General features: G+C 65.9%; 12 protein-coding genes and 1 pseudogene. 11 read left to right on the forward strand and 2 right to left on the reverse strand.

The window, feature by feature from the left end:
• Positions 1–92: 92 nt before the first annotated feature.
• Positions 93–1283, forward strand: coding sequence for an aspartate aminotransferase family protein (locus BVH01_RS13720; protein ID WP_075930823.1), 1191 nt, complete (start codon positions 93–95; stop codon positions 1281–1283).
• Positions 1284–1288: 5 nt separating this feature from the next.
• Here the strand turns inward: BVH01_RS13720 and BVH01_RS13725 are convergent, their stop codons facing one another.
• Positions 1289–2035: a sulfite exporter TauE/SafE family protein gene (locus tag BVH01_RS13725; protein WP_075930824.1), complete on the reverse strand. Its 747-nt coding sequence runs from the start codon at positions 2033–2035 to the stop codon at positions 1289–1291.
• Positions 2036–2143: 108 nt separating this feature from the next.
• On the opposite strand from BVH01_RS13725, the gene BVH01_RS13730 reads away from it, so the two are divergent.
• From BVH01_RS13730 to BVH01_RS13740, 3 genes are all read left to right on the forward strand, one after another.
• The gene (locus BVH01_RS13730; protein WP_075930825.1) at positions 2144–3046 is read left to right on the forward strand and encodes a LysR family transcriptional regulator; all 903 of its coding nucleotides are present in this window, start codon (positions 2144–2146) and stop codon (positions 3044–3046) included.
• A gap of 274 nt (positions 3047–3320) precedes the next feature.
• Positions 3321–5018 (forward strand): aspartate-alanine antiporter, encoded by a 1698-nt coding sequence (aspT, locus tag BVH01_RS13735; RefSeq protein WP_075930826.1) that lies wholly within the window; start codon positions 3321–3323, stop codon positions 5016–5018.
• Between the two features lie 16 nt (positions 5019–5034).
• Positions 5035–6675, forward strand: a complete 1641-nt coding sequence (locus tag BVH01_RS13740) for a bifunctional aspartate transaminase/aspartate 4-decarboxylase (RefSeq protein WP_075930827.1) — start codon at positions 5035–5037, stop codon at positions 6673–6675.
• A gap of 259 nt (positions 6676–6934) precedes the next feature.
• Here the strand turns inward: BVH01_RS13740 and BVH01_RS13745 are convergent.
• Positions 6935–7102 (reverse strand): annotated as a pseudogene (locus tag BVH01_RS13745) (MFS transporter); the annotation flags it as partial.
• 149 nt (positions 7103–7251) lie between these two features.
• Here BVH01_RS13745 and BVH01_RS13750 point away from each other — a divergent pair.
• The 7 genes from BVH01_RS13750 to BVH01_RS13780 are packed head-to-tail and all read left to right on the forward strand — an operon-like array spanning position 7252 to position 15639.
• A complete protein-coding gene (locus tag BVH01_RS13750) occupies positions 7252–7341 on the forward strand; it encodes a potassium-transporting ATPase subunit F (RefSeq protein ID WP_070885670.1) in 90 nt (29 codons plus the stop codon).
• Between the two features lie 5 nt (positions 7342–7346).
• Positions 7347–9041 (forward strand): potassium-transporting ATPase subunit KdpA, encoded by a 1695-nt coding sequence (gene kdpA / locus BVH01_RS13755; protein ID WP_075930829.1) that lies wholly within the window; start codon positions 7347–7349, stop codon positions 9039–9041.
• Between the two features lie 12 nt (positions 9042–9053).
• Positions 9054–11099 carry a potassium-transporting ATPase subunit KdpB gene (gene kdpB / locus BVH01_RS13760; protein ID WP_075930830.1) on the forward strand — a complete coding sequence of 682 codons (2046 nt, stop codon included), beginning with the start codon at positions 9054–9056 and terminating at the stop codon, positions 11097–11099.
• Positions 11100–11103: 4 nt separating this feature from the next.
• A complete protein-coding gene (kdpC, locus tag BVH01_RS13765; protein WP_256562761.1) occupies positions 11104–11700 on the forward strand; it encodes a potassium-transporting ATPase subunit KdpC in 597 nt (198 codons plus the stop codon).
• Positions 11697–14342: a sensor histidine kinase KdpD gene (locus tag BVH01_RS13770; RefSeq protein ID WP_075930831.1), complete on the forward strand. Its 2646-nt coding sequence runs from the start codon at positions 11697–11699 to the stop codon at positions 14340–14342. The genes kdpC and BVH01_RS13770 overlap by 4 nt, the downstream gene beginning before the upstream one ends.
• Positions 14335–15030: a response regulator transcription factor gene (locus tag BVH01_RS13775; protein ID WP_075930832.1), complete on the forward strand. Its 696-nt coding sequence runs from the start codon at positions 14335–14337 to the stop codon at positions 15028–15030. Before BVH01_RS13770 ends, BVH01_RS13775 begins: the two co-directional genes overlap by 8 nt.
• Positions 15031–15639 (forward strand): recombinase family protein, encoded by a 609-nt coding sequence (locus BVH01_RS13780; RefSeq protein WP_083659470.1) that lies wholly within the window; start codon positions 15031–15033, stop codon positions 15637–15639.
• The last annotated feature ends 8 nt before the right edge of the window (positions 15640–15647 follow it).

Here is a 15647-nt window from a genome sequence, read left to right on the forward strand (position 1 = left end):
GTTGAAGATGATTGAAGGATTACGGTGTTTATCCAGTTTGGGTGGCTAACGATACTGCAAAAACCACCTGATGACCTCTGGAGCGTTACGTCATGACCACCGACTGCCTGATGTCCACCTACAAGCCCCTGGCGCTGAGTTTTGTCCGTGGCCTGGGCGCGCGACTCTGGGATCAGGCCGGGCGAGAGTATCTGGACGCAGTGGCTGGCGTTGCGGTGACCAACGTCGGCCACTCCCATCCCTTGCTGGTCGCCGCCATCAGTGAGCAAGCGGGCCTGCTGCTGCATACCTCCAATCTGTACAGCATCGATTGGCAGCACCGGTTGGCGCAAAAGCTCACTCGCCTGTGCGGCCTGGACCGGACGTTTTTCAACAACTCCGGGGCGGAAGCCAATGAGACGGCCCTCAAGCTGGCGCGCTTGCATGGCTGGCGCAAAGGTATCGAACAGCCGCTTGTGGTGGTGATGGAAAACGCCTTCCACGGGCGCACGCTGGGGACCTTGGCTGCCAGCGATGGCCCTGCCGTGCGGTTGGCGTACGGCACCTTGCCGGGAGATTTCGTCAAGGCGCCATTCGGCGACCTGCCTGCTTTCGAGCGCATCTGTGCACAGCATGGCCATCGCATCGCAGCCGTACTGGTCGAACCGGTACAGGGCGAGAGCGGCGTGCAGGTGGCGCCATCGGGGTACCTGAAAGCGCTGCGCGAGCATTGCACGCGGCGCCACTGGTTGCTGATGCTCGATGAAATCCAGACCGGCATGGGCCGCACCGGGCAATGGTTCGCCTTTCAGCATGAAGGCATCGTGCCCGACGTCATCACCCTGGCAAAAGGTCTGGGCAATGGCGTGCCCATCGGTGCCTGCCTGGCAAAAGCCAGCGTTGCCGACCTGTTCACGCCCGGCAGCCATGGCAGCACCTTTGGTGGCAACCCGCTGGCCTGTCGCGCAGCCTGTACCGTGGTGGACATCATCGAGCAGCAAGGTTTGGTAGAGAACGCGCGTGAACAGGGGCTGCACTTGCTCGAACGGCTGCGCGAGGTGCTGAGCGGGCATCCGGCGGTGGTGGCCGTGCGGGGCCTGGGCCTGATGATCGGCATCGAGCTACGCAAGCCGATCCCCGACCTGGTGGCGCTGGCCGCTCGTAATCACGGCTTGCTGATCAACGTGACACGAGGCCAGACCATCCGGCTTTTGCCACCCTTGATCGTCAGCACTGCAGATATCGAGGCGATCGTGCAGGGCATCGCCGACACCCTGAATGGCGCTGAAGACGCTCGCGAATGAGCGCCTCAGAACAACGGCCGCGCGGCCAGCTCGACGCCAAGCAGGATCAGGAACGCCATGAAGCACTGCCGAAAGCGCACGGGGCTGATCCGTGCGCGCAGCCGCTGGCCCAGCCACATGCCGAGCAACGCCGGGACGATGGCCGCGGCTGAGGTGCCGAGCTGGCTGACCTGAAAGGCGCCGTGCCAGTAGAGCCCGATGGCGAGCGCCAGGGTAGACACGCTGAAGGACAGGCCCAGCGCCTGCACCAGCTCGTCGCGGCTCAGGTTCAGCGAACCGAGGTAGGGCACTGCCGGCATCACGAATACGCCGGTCGCGCCGGTCACCACCCCCGTTGCCAAGCCCACTACTGGCGATAACCAGCGCTCCAGCTGCGCCGCCACACGCAAGGCCGGTGCGAGCAGTGCGTAGAGCGCGTAGGCGATCAGCGCGATGCCCAGCCAGAACCCCGACCACAGCGGGTTCGCCACCACCAGCAAGGTCGAAGCGGCCAGCGTGCCGAGCACGATGCACAGCATCATCGGCCACAGCCGGCGCAGCAGTGGCGCCAGTGCAGGGCCGCTGAACAGCTGCCAGAGGTTGGTCACAAAAGACGGCACAATCAGGATCGCCGCTGCTGCCGCAGGCGCCATCAGCGTGCCCAGCAGCCCCATGGCCACGGTCGGCAAGCCCATGCCGGTGACGCCCTTGACCATTCCCGCTGCCAGGAAGGTACCGATCAGCAATAGCAGGTAGAGCGTGGCGTCGTACATGGGCAAGGCTCGATTGAGTGGTCGGTGCGATTGAAGCTGCCCGGGGGGCTCGGCACAATGCGGAAAACTCAGTGCAGCCTTCGGCAAAACCAGAGGCAGAGAGGCCCTATGCGACTCGACCTGGCAGACCTTCAGCTGTTTCTGTGCATCGCCGATGCCGGCAGCATTACCGCGGGCGCGCAGCGGGCGAACCTCGCGCTGGCCTCTGCCAGCGAACGTTTGCGCAAGATGGAAAGTAGCGTCGGAGTGACCCTGCTGGAGCGCCGCCCCCGCGGCGTGACCACCACCGAGGCCGGCGAGGCGCTAGCCCATCACGCGCGGCTGATACTGCGCCAGCAGGACACCTTGAAGGGTGAGCTGCAGGACTACGCAGCCGGCGCCAGAGGCACTCTGCACCTGTACGCCAATACCGCAGCGCTGACGGTGTTCCTGCCCAACCGGCTGGCGCCGTGGCTGGCCGAGCGGCCGCGCCTGCGCATCGAACTCAAGGAGCGCACCAGTGTGGATATCGTGCGCATCGTGGCCAGCGGCCTGGCCGAGGCGGGCATCGTGTCCAGTGCCGTCAGTGCCGAAGGCCTGCACCTGCACCTGCAGCCGGTGGCCAGGGACCATCTGGTACTGGTCGCCGCGCCCCATCACGCGCTGGCCGACCGCCGCAGCCTGGCGTTCGCCGAGGTGCTCGGCGAAGCGTTCGTGGGGCTGGCCCAGGGTAGTGCGTTGCAGGATCACATCAACGAGCACGCGCGGGTGGCCGGTCGGCCACTGGATGTGCGCATTCGCATGAACAGCTTCGAGGCGCTTTGCCAGATGGTCGCCCATGGCATCGGCCTCGGCATCCTGCCGCTAGGTATCGCCCAGTTGCACAGGCGCCGCTATGGCCTCAAAGTGATCGCCCTGGACGACGCCTGGGCCCAGCGCGAACTGTGCCTGTGCTTCAGGGACTGGAGCGAGTTGTCGATGCCGATGCGCAGTCTGCTCGCCCATTTGGGCAGCGTGCCTGCCACGAGGTGAAGCCCCACCAAAGCCTGACCGTCTGACGCTGATGAGGGATTTTGACAGGCTATTAGCGCTGTGCTTGAGTCATTAAGCTCATGGGATGAACGCGCTGCGTCACGCGCCCGGTCACTCACACCTGAACGTGCAGTGAGCGATTCGCTCACCACTCTTCGCATGCTGTGACGAATGTTGTATCGCTGTGGCGCCCGGGATCTGGCCACGCGGATATTCCTGCATTGCTGCGCACCTACGTTTCAACGCGTATGGATTGCTCACCAAAGGTAGCTCCATGGAATATCTGCAACAGGTTCTGAACCAGTCACCCGAACTCGCGCTGTTTCTATCCCTGGCCGTTGGTTATTGGCTTGGCGGCATACAGTTCGGCAAGTTTCAACTGGGTGGCGTGGCCGGGTCGCTGCTTGCTGCCGTTGTCATCAGTCAGGTTGGCGTGAGCATCGACAACGGTATCAAGGCGGTGCTGTTCGCGCTGTTTATATACGCGGTGGGGTTCGAGAGCGGGCCGCAGTTCTTTCGCTCACTGGGGCGCCATTCACTGCGCGAAATCGTGCTGGCCGCATTGATGGCGCTTAGCGGCCTGGCAACGGTGGTGATCGCTGCCAAACTCCTGGATCTGGATAAAGGGCTGGCCGCCGGGATCGCGGCCGGTTCCATGACCCAGTCGGCGATCATTGGAACCGCCAGTGCGGCCATCGCCAAACTGGATCTGCCTCTCGAGCAGATTCAGGCACTTCAGGGCAACGTCGCCGTTGGCTACGCGGTGACCTACATCTTCGGTTCGTTCGGCGCGATCATCATGTGCGTCAACGTGTTGCCCTGGTTCATGAAGCGCACCATCCGCGACGATGCGGTCAAGGCCGAAGCCGAGTTACTGGCGGGCGCCCACCTGTACGGGCCTGGCGAACAGCCAGCGATAGCGGCGCTGGTAGGCCGCATATACCGCGTGGAGCAGGCTGCGGGACAAACCGTGGAGCAGGTCGAGGCGCTCCGGCGAGGAAGTGACCAGACGACCCTGACCGTCGAGCGTATCAAACGCGGCGGCGCGTTGATCGGCGTGACCCCTGACACGCGGCTCGAAATGGGTGATGTGGTGCTGGTGGTAGGGCGACGCGCTGGAGTCGTGGCGATAGCCGGACAGCTGGGCACCGAGCTGCAGTCTTACTCAGACATGGATGTGACTGTTGTCCAGCGTGAGTTGAGCATCGACAACCCAGCCTTCTTCAATCGCACCGTGGCGCACATCCGCCAGGAGGCTAACCAGTCGTTGCGCCATGGCGTTTACGTCGTCGAGGTAAAGCGTGGCGGGCGCCCGCTGACGTTGCAGGCCGACACCGTGATCACCTCCGGCGATCTGGTCACACTTTACGGTACCCCGGATGATATTCAGCGGGTGGCCAAGCAGGTTGGCTCGGTCATCGTCCCCAGCGACAAGACCGACTTCGTATTCCATGGGTTCGGGTTGGCTGTGGGGCTGCTCATCGGCATGCTGGTGATACGCCTTGGTACGGTACCGCTGACGCTGGGCAGCGGCGGTGGCGCGTTGATCGCCGGGCTGGCCTTCGGCTGGTATCGCAGCCGCCACATGACCCGAGGCAACATGCCGACGGCGGCCTCGACGCTGCTGCGTGATCTGGGGCTGGCCGGGTTCGTGGCGGTGGTGGGTCTGCAGTCGGGGCGTCAAGCGGTAGAAACCATCGCCTCGCAAGGCGTCTCCATTTTCCTGGTTGGAGTGGTGGTGTGCATCGTCCCCATTATCGTCGCCATGCTCGTGGGGCGCTATGTGCTGCGCTACGACAACCTGGCGCTTTTCGCTGGTGCTCTTAGCGGCGCACGCAGCGCCAATCCTGCCTTTGGTGAAGTGCTCGACAAGGCCGGCAATTCGATACCGACGGTTCCCTTCGCGGTCACGTACGCCCTGGCCAACGTGTTTCTCACGTTGCTCGGGCCACTGGTCGTCGCATTCGCATAGCTGCACAGAGGATCTCATGAGCAACGAACCCACCCAGAACGAAGATTACGCCCAGTACGCCAAATTGAGCCCATTCGAACTCAAGGACGAGCTGATAAAGCTGGCCTCGGGTAATGAGAACCGGCTGATGCTCAATGCCGGGCGCGGCAACCCCAACTTCCTGGCGACGCTGCCGCGACGCGCCTTTTTCCGCCTTGGGTTGTTCGCCACCAACGAAGCGGAGCTGTCGTATTCCTACATGCCGCATGGCGTGGGTGGGCTGCCGCAAATCGATGGCATCGAGGCGCGCTTCGAGCGTTACACCGCCGAGCACCGTGATCAGCCTGGAGTGCTGTTCCTTGCCAAAAGCCTCAGCTACGTACGCGACCAGCTCGGCCTGTCGGCGTCGGCGTTCCTCCATGAGATGGTCGAGGGCATCCTGGGCGTCAACTATCCGGTTCCGCCGCGGATGCTAAGGGTTTCCGAGCAGATAGTGCGTGAGTACATCGTCAAGGAAATGATCGGTGGTTTCATTCCCGCCGGCTCCGTGGATCTGTTCGCCGTGGAGGGCGGCACGGCAGCCATGACCTACATTTTCCACTCGCTTCAGCAAAACGGCCTGCTCAAGCGCGGCGACAAAGTGGCGATCGGCATGCCGGCCTTCACGCCCTATATCGAGATTCCCGAACTCGAGGAGTTCGGCCTGGAGCAGGTGCACATCGACGCCGATCCCCATGCCAGCTGGCAGTATCCAGACGCCGAGCTCGACAAACTGAAGGACCCGCAGGTCAAGATCTTCTTCTGCATCAACCCAAGCAATCCGGCGTCGGTGAAGATGGACGAGCGCAGCCTGGAAACCGTCGCGCGCATCGTCGCCGAGTCTCGCCCGGATTTGTTCATCCTGACGGACGACGTTTACGGCACCTTTGCCGACGATTTTCGTTCGTTGTTCGCCATCTGTCCGCGCAACACCATGCTGGTCTATTCCTTCTCCAAGTACTTCGGCGCGACCGGCTGGCGCCTGGGGGTAATCGCAACGCACAAGGACAGCGTTTTCGACCAGGCACTGGAGGCGTTGCCCGACGAGACAAAAGCCTCCCTGAGCCGGCGATACGGCACGCTGTTGCCCGATGTCGAGCGCCTCAAGTTCATCGACCGTATCGTTGCCGACAGCCGCACCGTGGCACTCAACCACACGGCCGGCCTGTCGACCCCTCAGCAGGTGCAGATGGTGCTGTTTTCCCTCTTCGCGTTGATGGATGAAAGCGATGGCTACAAGACCGAGTTGAAAAAACTGGTGCGCCGCCGTGAGGCCGCGCTGTATCGGGAGCTGGGAGTTGCCCCGGCGCGTGACCAGAATGCGGTCGAGTACTACACGTTGCTCGACCTCGAAGACCTGGCCCGCAAGATCCATGGCGATGACTTCGCCGCTTGGGTGAAAGCCAAATTCAGCAGTGGAGACCTGCTGTTCCGAATCGCCAAGGAAACCGGAATCGTGCTGTTGCCGGGCAAGGGCTTTGGCACCCGGCAACCGGCCGCGCGCGTGTCACTCGCCAACCTCAACGAATACCAGTACGCCAGTATCGGTCGCGCGCTCAGAGCCATGGCCGATCAGTATCATGAAACCTACAGGGGCGCCGAAAAAGGTACGCAGGAGCCCTCGCAGACGACTACCTGAGGCGAATAGCGCCTCAGCCGTGTCTGGGGCTGGCTCGCTCCGGGGGGCGCCTTGTCGTACCGACTGATCTGCTCGGTGCCGATGGCCAGGCTGTCGAAACGCTGGCAATCGGCCTCCAGCCTGCCTCCCAGGTGCCAGGGCGCCCGCGAACCCGCGAAGATGAACCTCCACATCCCCGGCTATCGGGCGCTCGGCGTGGCGCATAACGCTATCCATACGATGTAAAAATTCTGACGACCGCACCACGCGACCGTGTCCGTCAGCGCGTCACTTCGCCAGTGGCGCGGTTCGCGCCGGCGTTGTCTTCGGGCTTGAGGCCCTTGAGTTCGAAGCGCTTGATCTCGCCGACGATCACCAGATAGCTGAACGCCGCGACGAAGACATTGGCGCCGATGAACACCAGGGCCAGCTTGAACGAGCCGGTGGCGACCGTCCATGGCGCCCCTCGAGGCCGCAGCAAGCCCTAGAAAAATACGGTTTTTTTACGCGCCTGCGGTTTTTTCAGAATCGATAATTTACAGCCATCCCAACGAGACTTTTCGCACCACGGGATCCCCCGTATCCGAGGAGTGAAAGATGAACGTTCTCGATGGGCTATCGCTGCTTCTGGTTGCCGGCCTCTTCGTCTACCTGCTGCATGCGCTGCTCCAGGCAGGCCGGGAGTGAATGCCATGACGCTACAGGACCTGATTCTGCTGGTCGCCTTCTTCGCGTTGTTGCTGATACCCGCGCCACTGCTGGGCAAATTCATCTACAAGGCGATGGAAGGGCAACGCACCTGGCTGCAGCCGATCCTCGAGCCGGTCGAGCACTGCATCTACCGCTGTGCCGGCATCAAGCCGGGCCAGGGCCAGAGCTGGAAACAGTACGCCGGTGCGGTGCTGGTGTTCTCGGCACTGAGCCTGCTGGTGCTCTTCGCGCTGCTGATCGGCCAGGGCCTGCTGCCCCTGAACCCGCAGGGCCTGCCGGGCGTCGAGTGGACGCTGGCCTTCAACACCGCTGCCAGTTTCGTCGGCAACACCAACTGGCAGGCCTACAGCGGCGAAGCCACCCTGAGCTACCTGAGCCAGATGGCCGGCCTGACCGTGCAGAACTTCGTCAGCCCGGCAGTCGGCCTGGCGATACTCGCCGCACTGGCCCGTGGGATCAGCGCACGCTCTTCGCACAGCCTGGGCAATTTCTGGGTCGACCTTACCCGCGCGACGCTCTATGCGCTGTTGCCGCTGAGCATCCTGCTGGCGCTGTTCCTGGTCTGGCAGGGCGTGCCGCAGACCTTCGATGCCTACGTCAACGCCACCACGCTGCAGGGCCAGGAGCAGAGCATTCCGCTCGGCCCGGCCGCCAGCCAGATCGCCATCAAGCAGCTGGGCACCAACGGCGGGGGCTTCTTCGGCGTCAACTCGGCGCACCCGTTCGAGAACCCGACGGTGTGGAGCAATCTGTTTCAGGTGGTCTCGATTCTGCTGATACCCGCTGCGCTGCTGTTCACCTTCGGCCATTACGTCAAGGACATGCGCCAGAGCCGCGCCTTGCTGGCCTGCATGCTGATCCTGTTCGTGGCCGGCCTGGGCGTCGCGCTCTACGCCGAATACCAGCCCAATCCGGCGCTCGCCGGCCTGCCGGTGGAGCAGGCGGGGTCGCTGGAGGGTAAGGAGAGCCGCTTCGGCGTTGCCGCCTCGATTCTCTGGGCGGTGACCACCACGGCGGCCTCCAATGGCTCGGTCAATGCCATGCACGACAGCCTCAGCCCGCTGGCCGGCATGGTCGCCCTGTTCAACATGATGCTCAGCGAAGTGATCTTCGGCGGTGTCGGCGCCGGCCTCTACGGCATGATGCTGTTCGTGCTGATCGCCGTGTTCCTGGCCGGCCTGATGATCGGCCGCACGCCGGAATACCTGGGCAAGAAGCTCGATGCCCGCGAGGTGCGCCTGCTGGTCGCCACGCTGATCGTGATGCCCGTGGGCGTGCTGGTGTTCTGCGCCCTGGCGGTCGGCATGGCCGGGCCGGCGGCATCCATCAGCAACCCCGGGCCACATGGGTTCAGCCAGGCGCTGTACGCCTACACCTCGGCCACGGCCAACAACGGTTCGGCGTTCGGTGGTTTCAGCGCCAACACGGCCTTTCACAACCTGCTGCTGGGCTTCGCCATCCTGCTGGGGCGCTTCGGCTACATCCTGCCGATCCTGGCGATCGCCGGCAGCCTGGCGGCCAAGAAGCAGGCCCCGCTCGGGCCGAACAGCTTCCCCACCCACGGCCCGCTTTTCGTGACCCTTCTGACCCTGACCATCCTGCTGGTCGGCGGCCTCACCTTTTTACCCGCCCTGGCGCTCGGCCCGATTGCCGACCACCTCGGCGCGGCCCTGTAAGGCGGAGCGAACATGAACATGCATACTCAGGCGCCCATACGCGCTGCTGCTGCCACCACGGTCCGTGCGCTGTGGCGCCCGGCCTTGAAACAAGCCTTCGTCAAGCTCGACCCACGCCAGTTGACGCGCTCACCGGTGATGCTCACCGTGGAGCTGACGGCGCTGGTCACCACCATCCTGTGCGTCATCCCCAGTGACGCCGTGAGCACCGGCTTCACCCTGCAGATCGCCCTGTGGCTATGGTTCACCGTGCTGTTCGCCAACTTCGCCGAAGCCCTCGCCGAAGGCCGCGGCAAGGCCCGGGCGGACAGCCTCAAGTCCGGCAGCGAAGGCCTCACCGCCCGCTACCTGACGGTACACGGCTACTTCGAGCACGTGCCGGCCTCGCGGCTGCGCAAGGGCGATGTGGTGCGCGTCGATGCCGGCGAGCTGATCCCCGGTGACGGCGAGGTGATCGAAGGAGTCGCGGCGGTCAACGAGGCGGCCATCACCGGTGAGTCGGCACCGGTGATCCGCGAGTCCGGCGGTGATCGCTCGGCAGTCACCGGCAACACTCAGGTGGTCTCCGACAGCCTGATGATCCGCATCACCGCCAACCCCGGCGAGTCGACCCTGGACCGCATGATCGCCCTGGTCGAAGGCGCCAAGCGGCAGAAGACGCCCAACGAGATCGCGCTGGACATCCTGCTCATCGGCATGACGCTGATCTTCCTGCTGGTGGTGGCGACCCTGCAGCCATTCGCCCGCTACGCTGGCGGCGACCTGCCGCTGGTGTACCTCGCCGCCCTGTTGGTGACGCTGATTCCCACCACCATCGGCGGCCTGCTGTCGGCCATCGGCATCGCCGGGATGGATCGCCTGGTGCGCCTCAACGTGATCGCCAAGTCCGGTCGTGCGGTGGAAGCGGCGGGGGACGTGCACACCCTGCTGCTCGACAAGACCGGCACCATCACCTTTGGCAACCGCCGCTGCAGCGCATTGTTCAAGGCGCCGGGCGTCACCACGCCGGAGCTTGCCCACGCCGCGCTGCTGGCATCGCTCGCCGACGACACCCCGGAAGGCAAGTCGATCGTCGAGTACCTGCGCGCCCTGCAGCCCATCGACGAGCCGCGCCGCGAGAGCCTGGAGGTGGTGCCCTTCAGCGCGCAGACCCGGCTGTCCGGCGTCAACTGGCAGGGCGTGCAGTACCGCAAGGGCGCCGTGGATTCGGTGCTGAACTGGCTCGGCCTGACGCGAGGCGAGATGCCCGAGGTGCTGGCACGGGAGGTCCAGCAGATCGCGCAAAGCGGCGGCACCCCGCTGCTGGTCGCAACCGATGGCTGCCTGCTCGGCGCCATTCACCTGAAGGACGTGATCAAGCCCGGCATCCGTGAGCGTTTCTCGGAGTTGCGCCGCATGGGCATCCGTACCGTGATGGTCACCGGTGACAACCCGCTGACCGCTGCGGCGATCGCGGCCGAGGCCGGCGTCGATGACGTCATCGCCGAGGCGACGCCAGAGAAGAAGCTGCAGCGCATTCGCAGCGAGCAGGCCGACGGCAAGCTGGTGGCCATGTGTGGCGACGGCGCCAACGACGCCCCTGCGCTGGCACAGGCCGACGTGGGCCTGGCGATGAACGACGGCACCCAGGCCGCCCGCGAGGCCGCCAACCTGGTGGACCTGGATTCGGACCCGACCAAGCTGCTCGACGTGGTACAGGTCGGCAAGGAGCTGCTGGTCACCCGTGGCGCGCTGACCACCTTCTCGATCGCCAACGACGTCGCCAAGTACTTCGCGATCCTGCCGGCGCTGTTCGCCGGTATCTACCCGCAGCTCGGTGCGCTGAACCTGATGCAGCTGCACAGCCCGCAGAGCGCGATTCTCTCGGCCATCGTGTTCAACGCGCTGATCATCGTCGCGCTCATTCCCCTGGCCCTGCGTGGTGTGCGCGTGCAGGCCGCCGATGCGGCGAGCCTGCTGCGCCGCAACCTGCTGATCTACGGCCTCGGCGGCATCGTCGCGCCGTTCGTTGGCATCAAGTTGATCGACCTGGCGATGGTCGCCCTGGGATTGGTGTGAGGACATGAACATGAACGCTATCGAGCAACCCGGCAACTGGCTCGCTCACCTGCGCCCGGCCATCGCCACCCTGGCGCTGATGACGCTGATCACCGGCGCGGCCTACCCGCTGTTCGTCACCGTGGTGGCGCAGAGCGTCTTCCCGGCGCAAGCCAATGGCAGCCTGATGCAAGACCCGAGCGGTGCCGTGCGCGGCAGCTGGCTGATCGCGCAGAAGTTCGCGGGCGACCAGTGGTTTCACTCGCGCCCCTCCGCCGGCGACTTCGCCACGGTCGCCAGCTCGGCGAGCAACCTGTCGTTCTCCAACCCGGCGCTGGCCGAGCGGGTTTCCCAGGATGCCGCTGCCCTGAGCGCCAGTGTACAGGCGCCGGCGCCCCTGGCCCTGGTGACCACCTCGGGCAGCGGGCTCGACCCGGACCTGCCGGTGGCCGCCGTGCTCTACCAGCTACCCCGTGTGGCGGCGGCGCGGGGCATCGACCCGCAGGCCCTGCGCGAGCGGGTGCAAGCCCTGGAGCAGCGCCCGGTCATCGGCCCGGCGGTGGTCAACGTCCTGGCCCTCAACGCATCGCTCGCTGACCTGGCAGGGGATCGGTCGCGATGAACAGCACCCAGCGAGCAGATGCCCTGCTGGCTGACCTGCCACGGGGCGACCGTGGCAGGCTGAAGATCTTTCTGGGCGCCGCGCCGGGCGTTGGCAAGACCTACGCGATGCTGCAGGCCGCGCGCCGCCAGCAGGAGCTGGGCGTCGACGTGCGCTGCGGGATCGTCGAGACCCACGGGCGCAGCGAAACCGCGGCGCTGACGGTAGGCCTGCGGCAGCAGGAGCCGCGCGCCGTGCCCTACCGCGGCATGACCCTGGCCGAACTCGACCTCGACGCTCTGCTGGCCGCGCGGCCCGCCCTGGCCCTGGTCGACGAGCTGGCCCACAGCAACGCCCCGGGCAGCCGGCACACCAAGCGCTGGCAGGATGTGCAGGAGCTCCTGGCGGCGGGGATCGACGTCTACTCGACCATCAACGTGCAGCACCTGGAAAGCCTCAATGATCAGGTGCATGGCATCACCGGCATCCGGGTTCGCGAAACCGTGCCGGACTGGGTGATCCAGGAGGCCGACGAGATCCTGCTCATCGACTTGCCGCCGCGTGACCTGCTCGACCGCCTGCGCGAGGGCAAGGTCTACGTGCCGGAGCAGGCGCGGGCGGCCATCGATGCATTCTTCAGCCAGACCAACCTCACCGCGCTGCGCGAGCTGGCGATGCAGACCGCCGCCGCCCGGGTGGATGCCGATCTCGACCGCCGCGCGCTGCAGCACGGCGAAGCCCTGCCGGCGGTGCGTGGCCGGCTGCTGGTGGGCATCCAGGGCGACGAGTGCGCCCAGGCGCTGGTGCGCCATGCCAGCCGCGTGGCGCAGCGGCGTCACCTGCCGTGGACGGTGGTGCACGTCGACGCCGGCAACCCCGTCGACGACCGCTGGCGCCAGCGCCTGCAGGCGGCCTGCCAACTGGCCGAGCGCCTCGGCGGCGAAGTGGTCACATTGCGCGGCGAGCCGGCCAGAAGCCTGATCGAACATGCCCATGACCGACGCGCCAGCTCGATCCTGATCGCCCGCGGTGAACCGCGCGTGTTCTGGCGCAGGAATCTGGCCGCGCGCCTGCTCGCCCTGGGTGCCGGGTTGGAAATCAGCGTGCTCGACATCGCCTCGAAGACCCGCGACGCCCGACCCCACACGCCAGCGCTACTGGCCTGGAAACCCTATGCGCTGGCCGCTCTGGTCAGCGTCGCGGCGACCTTGGTGGCCATGGGGCTGACGCACTTTCTGGAACTGCCGAACGTCGCCCTGGTGTTCCTCTCCGCCGTGCTGGTGGTGGCGGTGCGCAGCAGCATCGGCCCGGCGCTGACCTGCGCGGTACTGTCGTTCGTCGCCTACAACTGGTTCTTCATCGAGCCCCTGTACTCGCTGACGATCGACCGCCATCAGGACGTACTGTCGCTGTTCTTCTTCCTGTTCATGGCCGCGCTCACCGGCAACCTGGCCTCGCACCAGCGCCGCCAGCTACAGAGCCTGCGCGAAACCCAGGGCTCGACGGTGGCGCTGCTGGAGCTGTCGCGCAGCCTGGCCAAGGCGACGGATCGCCAGGCGGTGATCAACGCGGCGGTCACGCATCTGCAAGAGCGCATGGCCATGGATTTCCTGATCATCGGCCGCGGCGAGCACCAGCAATGGCTCACCGAAGCCGGCGTGCAGGCCGAGCTGGGCGAGCGCGACGAAGCGGCCGCCGACTGGGCCTGGCGCCACATGGAACCCGCCGGCCTGGGCACCGATACCCTGCCGGATTGCGCCTGGTGGTGGTTTCCGCTGACCGATGAAGACGGCCCGCTCGCCGTGCTTGGCGCTCGCCCGCGCGGGGCCGGTGCCATCACGGCTGCGCAGCGCCGCGTGCTCACTGCGCTCACCCAGCCCATCGCCCAGTCGCTGGCGCGTGCGCGACTGGCCGAAAATCTGGAAGCGGCTCGCCTGCACGGCGAAACCGAGCAACTGCGCAGCGCTTTGCTGGCCTCGGTCTCCCACGACCTGCGCACGCCGCTGACCGCCATGCGCGGCTCGATCGACAGCCTGCTCAGCCTGGGGAGCGTGATTCCGCCTGCCGAGCGCATCGAGCTGCTGGAAGGTACCCGCGACGAGGCCGAGCGGCTCGACCGCTACATCCAGAACCTGCTCGACATGACCCGTCTGGGGCACGGCGGCATGAAGCTCTCCCGGGACTGGGTGGCGCCCGGCGATATCGTCAGCAGTGCGGTCAATCGTCTGCGCCACGTGCTGAGCGACCTGCAACTCAGCGTCAAGGTGCCGCCCGGACTGCCGCTGCTGCACGTGCATGCAGCGCTCATCGAACAGGCGCTGGTCAACGTGCTGGAAAACGCCGCGCGCTTTTCGCCCGAGGGCGGTCGGGTGACGGTCAGCGTCGCCCATGACGAGCGCGAGCTGGTGTTTCGCGTGACCGACCAGGGGCCGGGCATTCCGGCGGCCGAGCGCGAGCAGATCTTCGACATGTTCTACACCGCGGCGCGTGGCGACCGGGGCGGCAAGGGCACCGGGCTGGGCTTGGCCATCTGCCGGGGCATGCTCGGTGCCCACGGTGGCCGTGTCGAGGTCGCGGACGGCGATGATCGGCGCGGCACTGCCCTGTCGCTGCACCTGCCGCTGGCCCGCCATGCCGAGATGCCGGGAGGCGCCGATGAATGAGTCGCCGCGCATCCTGGTGATCGACGACGAGAAGCAGATTCGCAAGCTGCTGCGCATCAGCCTCGCCACCCAGTCGTTCACCGTGCTGGAGGCCGCCACGGGCGCCAAGGGCCTGACGCTGGCGGCGATCCAGTCGCCGCACCTGATCATTCTCGACCTGGGCCTGCCGGACATGGACGGCAGCGAGGTACTGCGCGAGCTGCGTGCCTGGTCGGCGGTGCCGGTGCTGGTGCTGTCGGTGCGCAACAGCCAGGAGGAAAAGGTGCGCCTGCTGGACCTGGGTGCCAACGACTACGTCACCAAGCCCTTCGGCATCCAGGAGTTCATGGCCCGCGCACGGGCGCTGCTGCGCGCCTCGTCGGACGAGTTGGTGCTGCAGCCGGCCATCCGCTCGGGGCAGCTGTACGTCGACCTGTCCCAGCGCCTGGTCACCCTGCGCGGCGTGGCGATCAGCCTGAGCAGGAAGGAGTACGGCGTGCTGGAGATTCTCGCCCGCAATCACGGCCGCATCGTCACCGCCGAACAGTTGATTCGCCTGGTCTGGGGGCCCAGTCATCTGGGCGACAGCCGCAGCCTGCGCACGGTGGTCGGCCGGTTGCGCCAGAAGTTCGGGGATGACCCGGGCGCTTCACGGGTCATCCAGACCATCGTGGGCGTCGGTTACCGCTTGATCGATGAGGAGTACTGAGTGCCGCACACACCCACCAACGGCCCGCTGACAGTAGCTGGGCGCATCATCGGCTATGCCCGTCCCAGCCGCGACGAGACCGATGCGCAGGTGCAGATCCAGGCGCTGCAAGCGGCTGGTTGTCGCCAGCTGTACGTGGAACAGGGCCAGGACGTCTGGCGCAGCCGACCGGAGCTGGCGCGCCTGCTCGGCGATATCCAGGCGGGCGACACGCTGATGGTCACCCGGCTCGATCGCCTGGCGCGCAGCACCCGCGACCTGCTGGAGATCGCCGAGCACATTCACTTCACCAGCGCCCGACTGGCCAGCCTCGCCGAGCCCTGGGTCAACGGCAATGCAGCGGGCCAGCCGGTACTGGCGGTGTTCGCCGGCATCGTCGCCTTCGAGCGCTCGCTGATCGTCGAACGCACCAGCCTCGGCCGCGAAGCCGCCAAGGCGCGGGGCGTGCAATTCGGCGCCAAGCCATGCCTGTCCGACGAGCAGATCGCGCTGGCCAACCAGATGATCGGGCAGGGCAGCTCCGTCAGCGAAGCTGCCAGCAAGCTGGGCGTGCACCGCTCGACGCTGTACCGGGCGTTGGGGCGGGTGAAGCAGCCGGCGCGGGAGTGATGCTGCCT

Source organism: Pseudomonas sp. PA1(2017), from assembly GCF_001945375.1.
GTDB lineage: Bacteria > Pseudomonadota > Gammaproteobacteria > Pseudomonadales > Pseudomonadaceae > Aquipseudomonas.

Coding starts and splice junctions, on each gene's coding strand:
- BVH01_RS13730 (WP_075930825.1), top strand. CDS start 2,144: ATGCGACTCGACCTGGCAGACCTTCAGCTGTTTCTGTGCATCGCCGAT.
- aspT (WP_075930826.1), top strand. CDS start 3,321: ATGGAATATCTGCAACAGGTTCTGAACCAGTCACCCGAACTCGCGCTG.
- BVH01_RS13775 (WP_075930832.1), top strand. CDS start 14,335: ATGAATGAGTCGCCGCGCATCCTGGTGATCGACGACGAGAAGCAGATT.
- BVH01_RS13725 (WP_075930824.1), bottom strand. CDS start 2,035: ATGTACGACGCCACGCTCTACCTGCTATTGCTGATCGGTACCTTCCTG.
- BVH01_RS13770 (WP_075930831.1), top strand. CDS start 11,697: ATGAACAGCACCCAGCGAGCAGATGCCCTGCTGGCTGACCTGCCACGG.
- kdpC (WP_256562761.1), top strand. CDS start 11,104: ATGAACATGAACGCTATCGAGCAACCCGGCAACTGGCTCGCTCACCTG.
- BVH01_RS13740 (WP_075930827.1), top strand. CDS start 5,035: ATGAGCAACGAACCCACCCAGAACGAAGATTACGCCCAGTACGCCAAA.
- BVH01_RS13720 (WP_075930823.1), top strand. CDS start 93: ATGACCACCGACTGCCTGATGTCCACCTACAAGCCCCTGGCGCTGAGT.
- kdpA (WP_075930829.1), top strand. CDS start 7,347: ATGACGCTACAGGACCTGATTCTGCTGGTCGCCTTCTTCGCGTTGTTG.
- kdpB (WP_075930830.1), top strand. CDS start 9,054: ATGAACATGCATACTCAGGCGCCCATACGCGCTGCTGCTGCCACCACG.
- BVH01_RS13750 (WP_070885670.1), top strand. CDS start 7,252: ATGAACGTTCTCGATGGGCTATCGCTGCTTCTGGTTGCCGGCCTCTTC.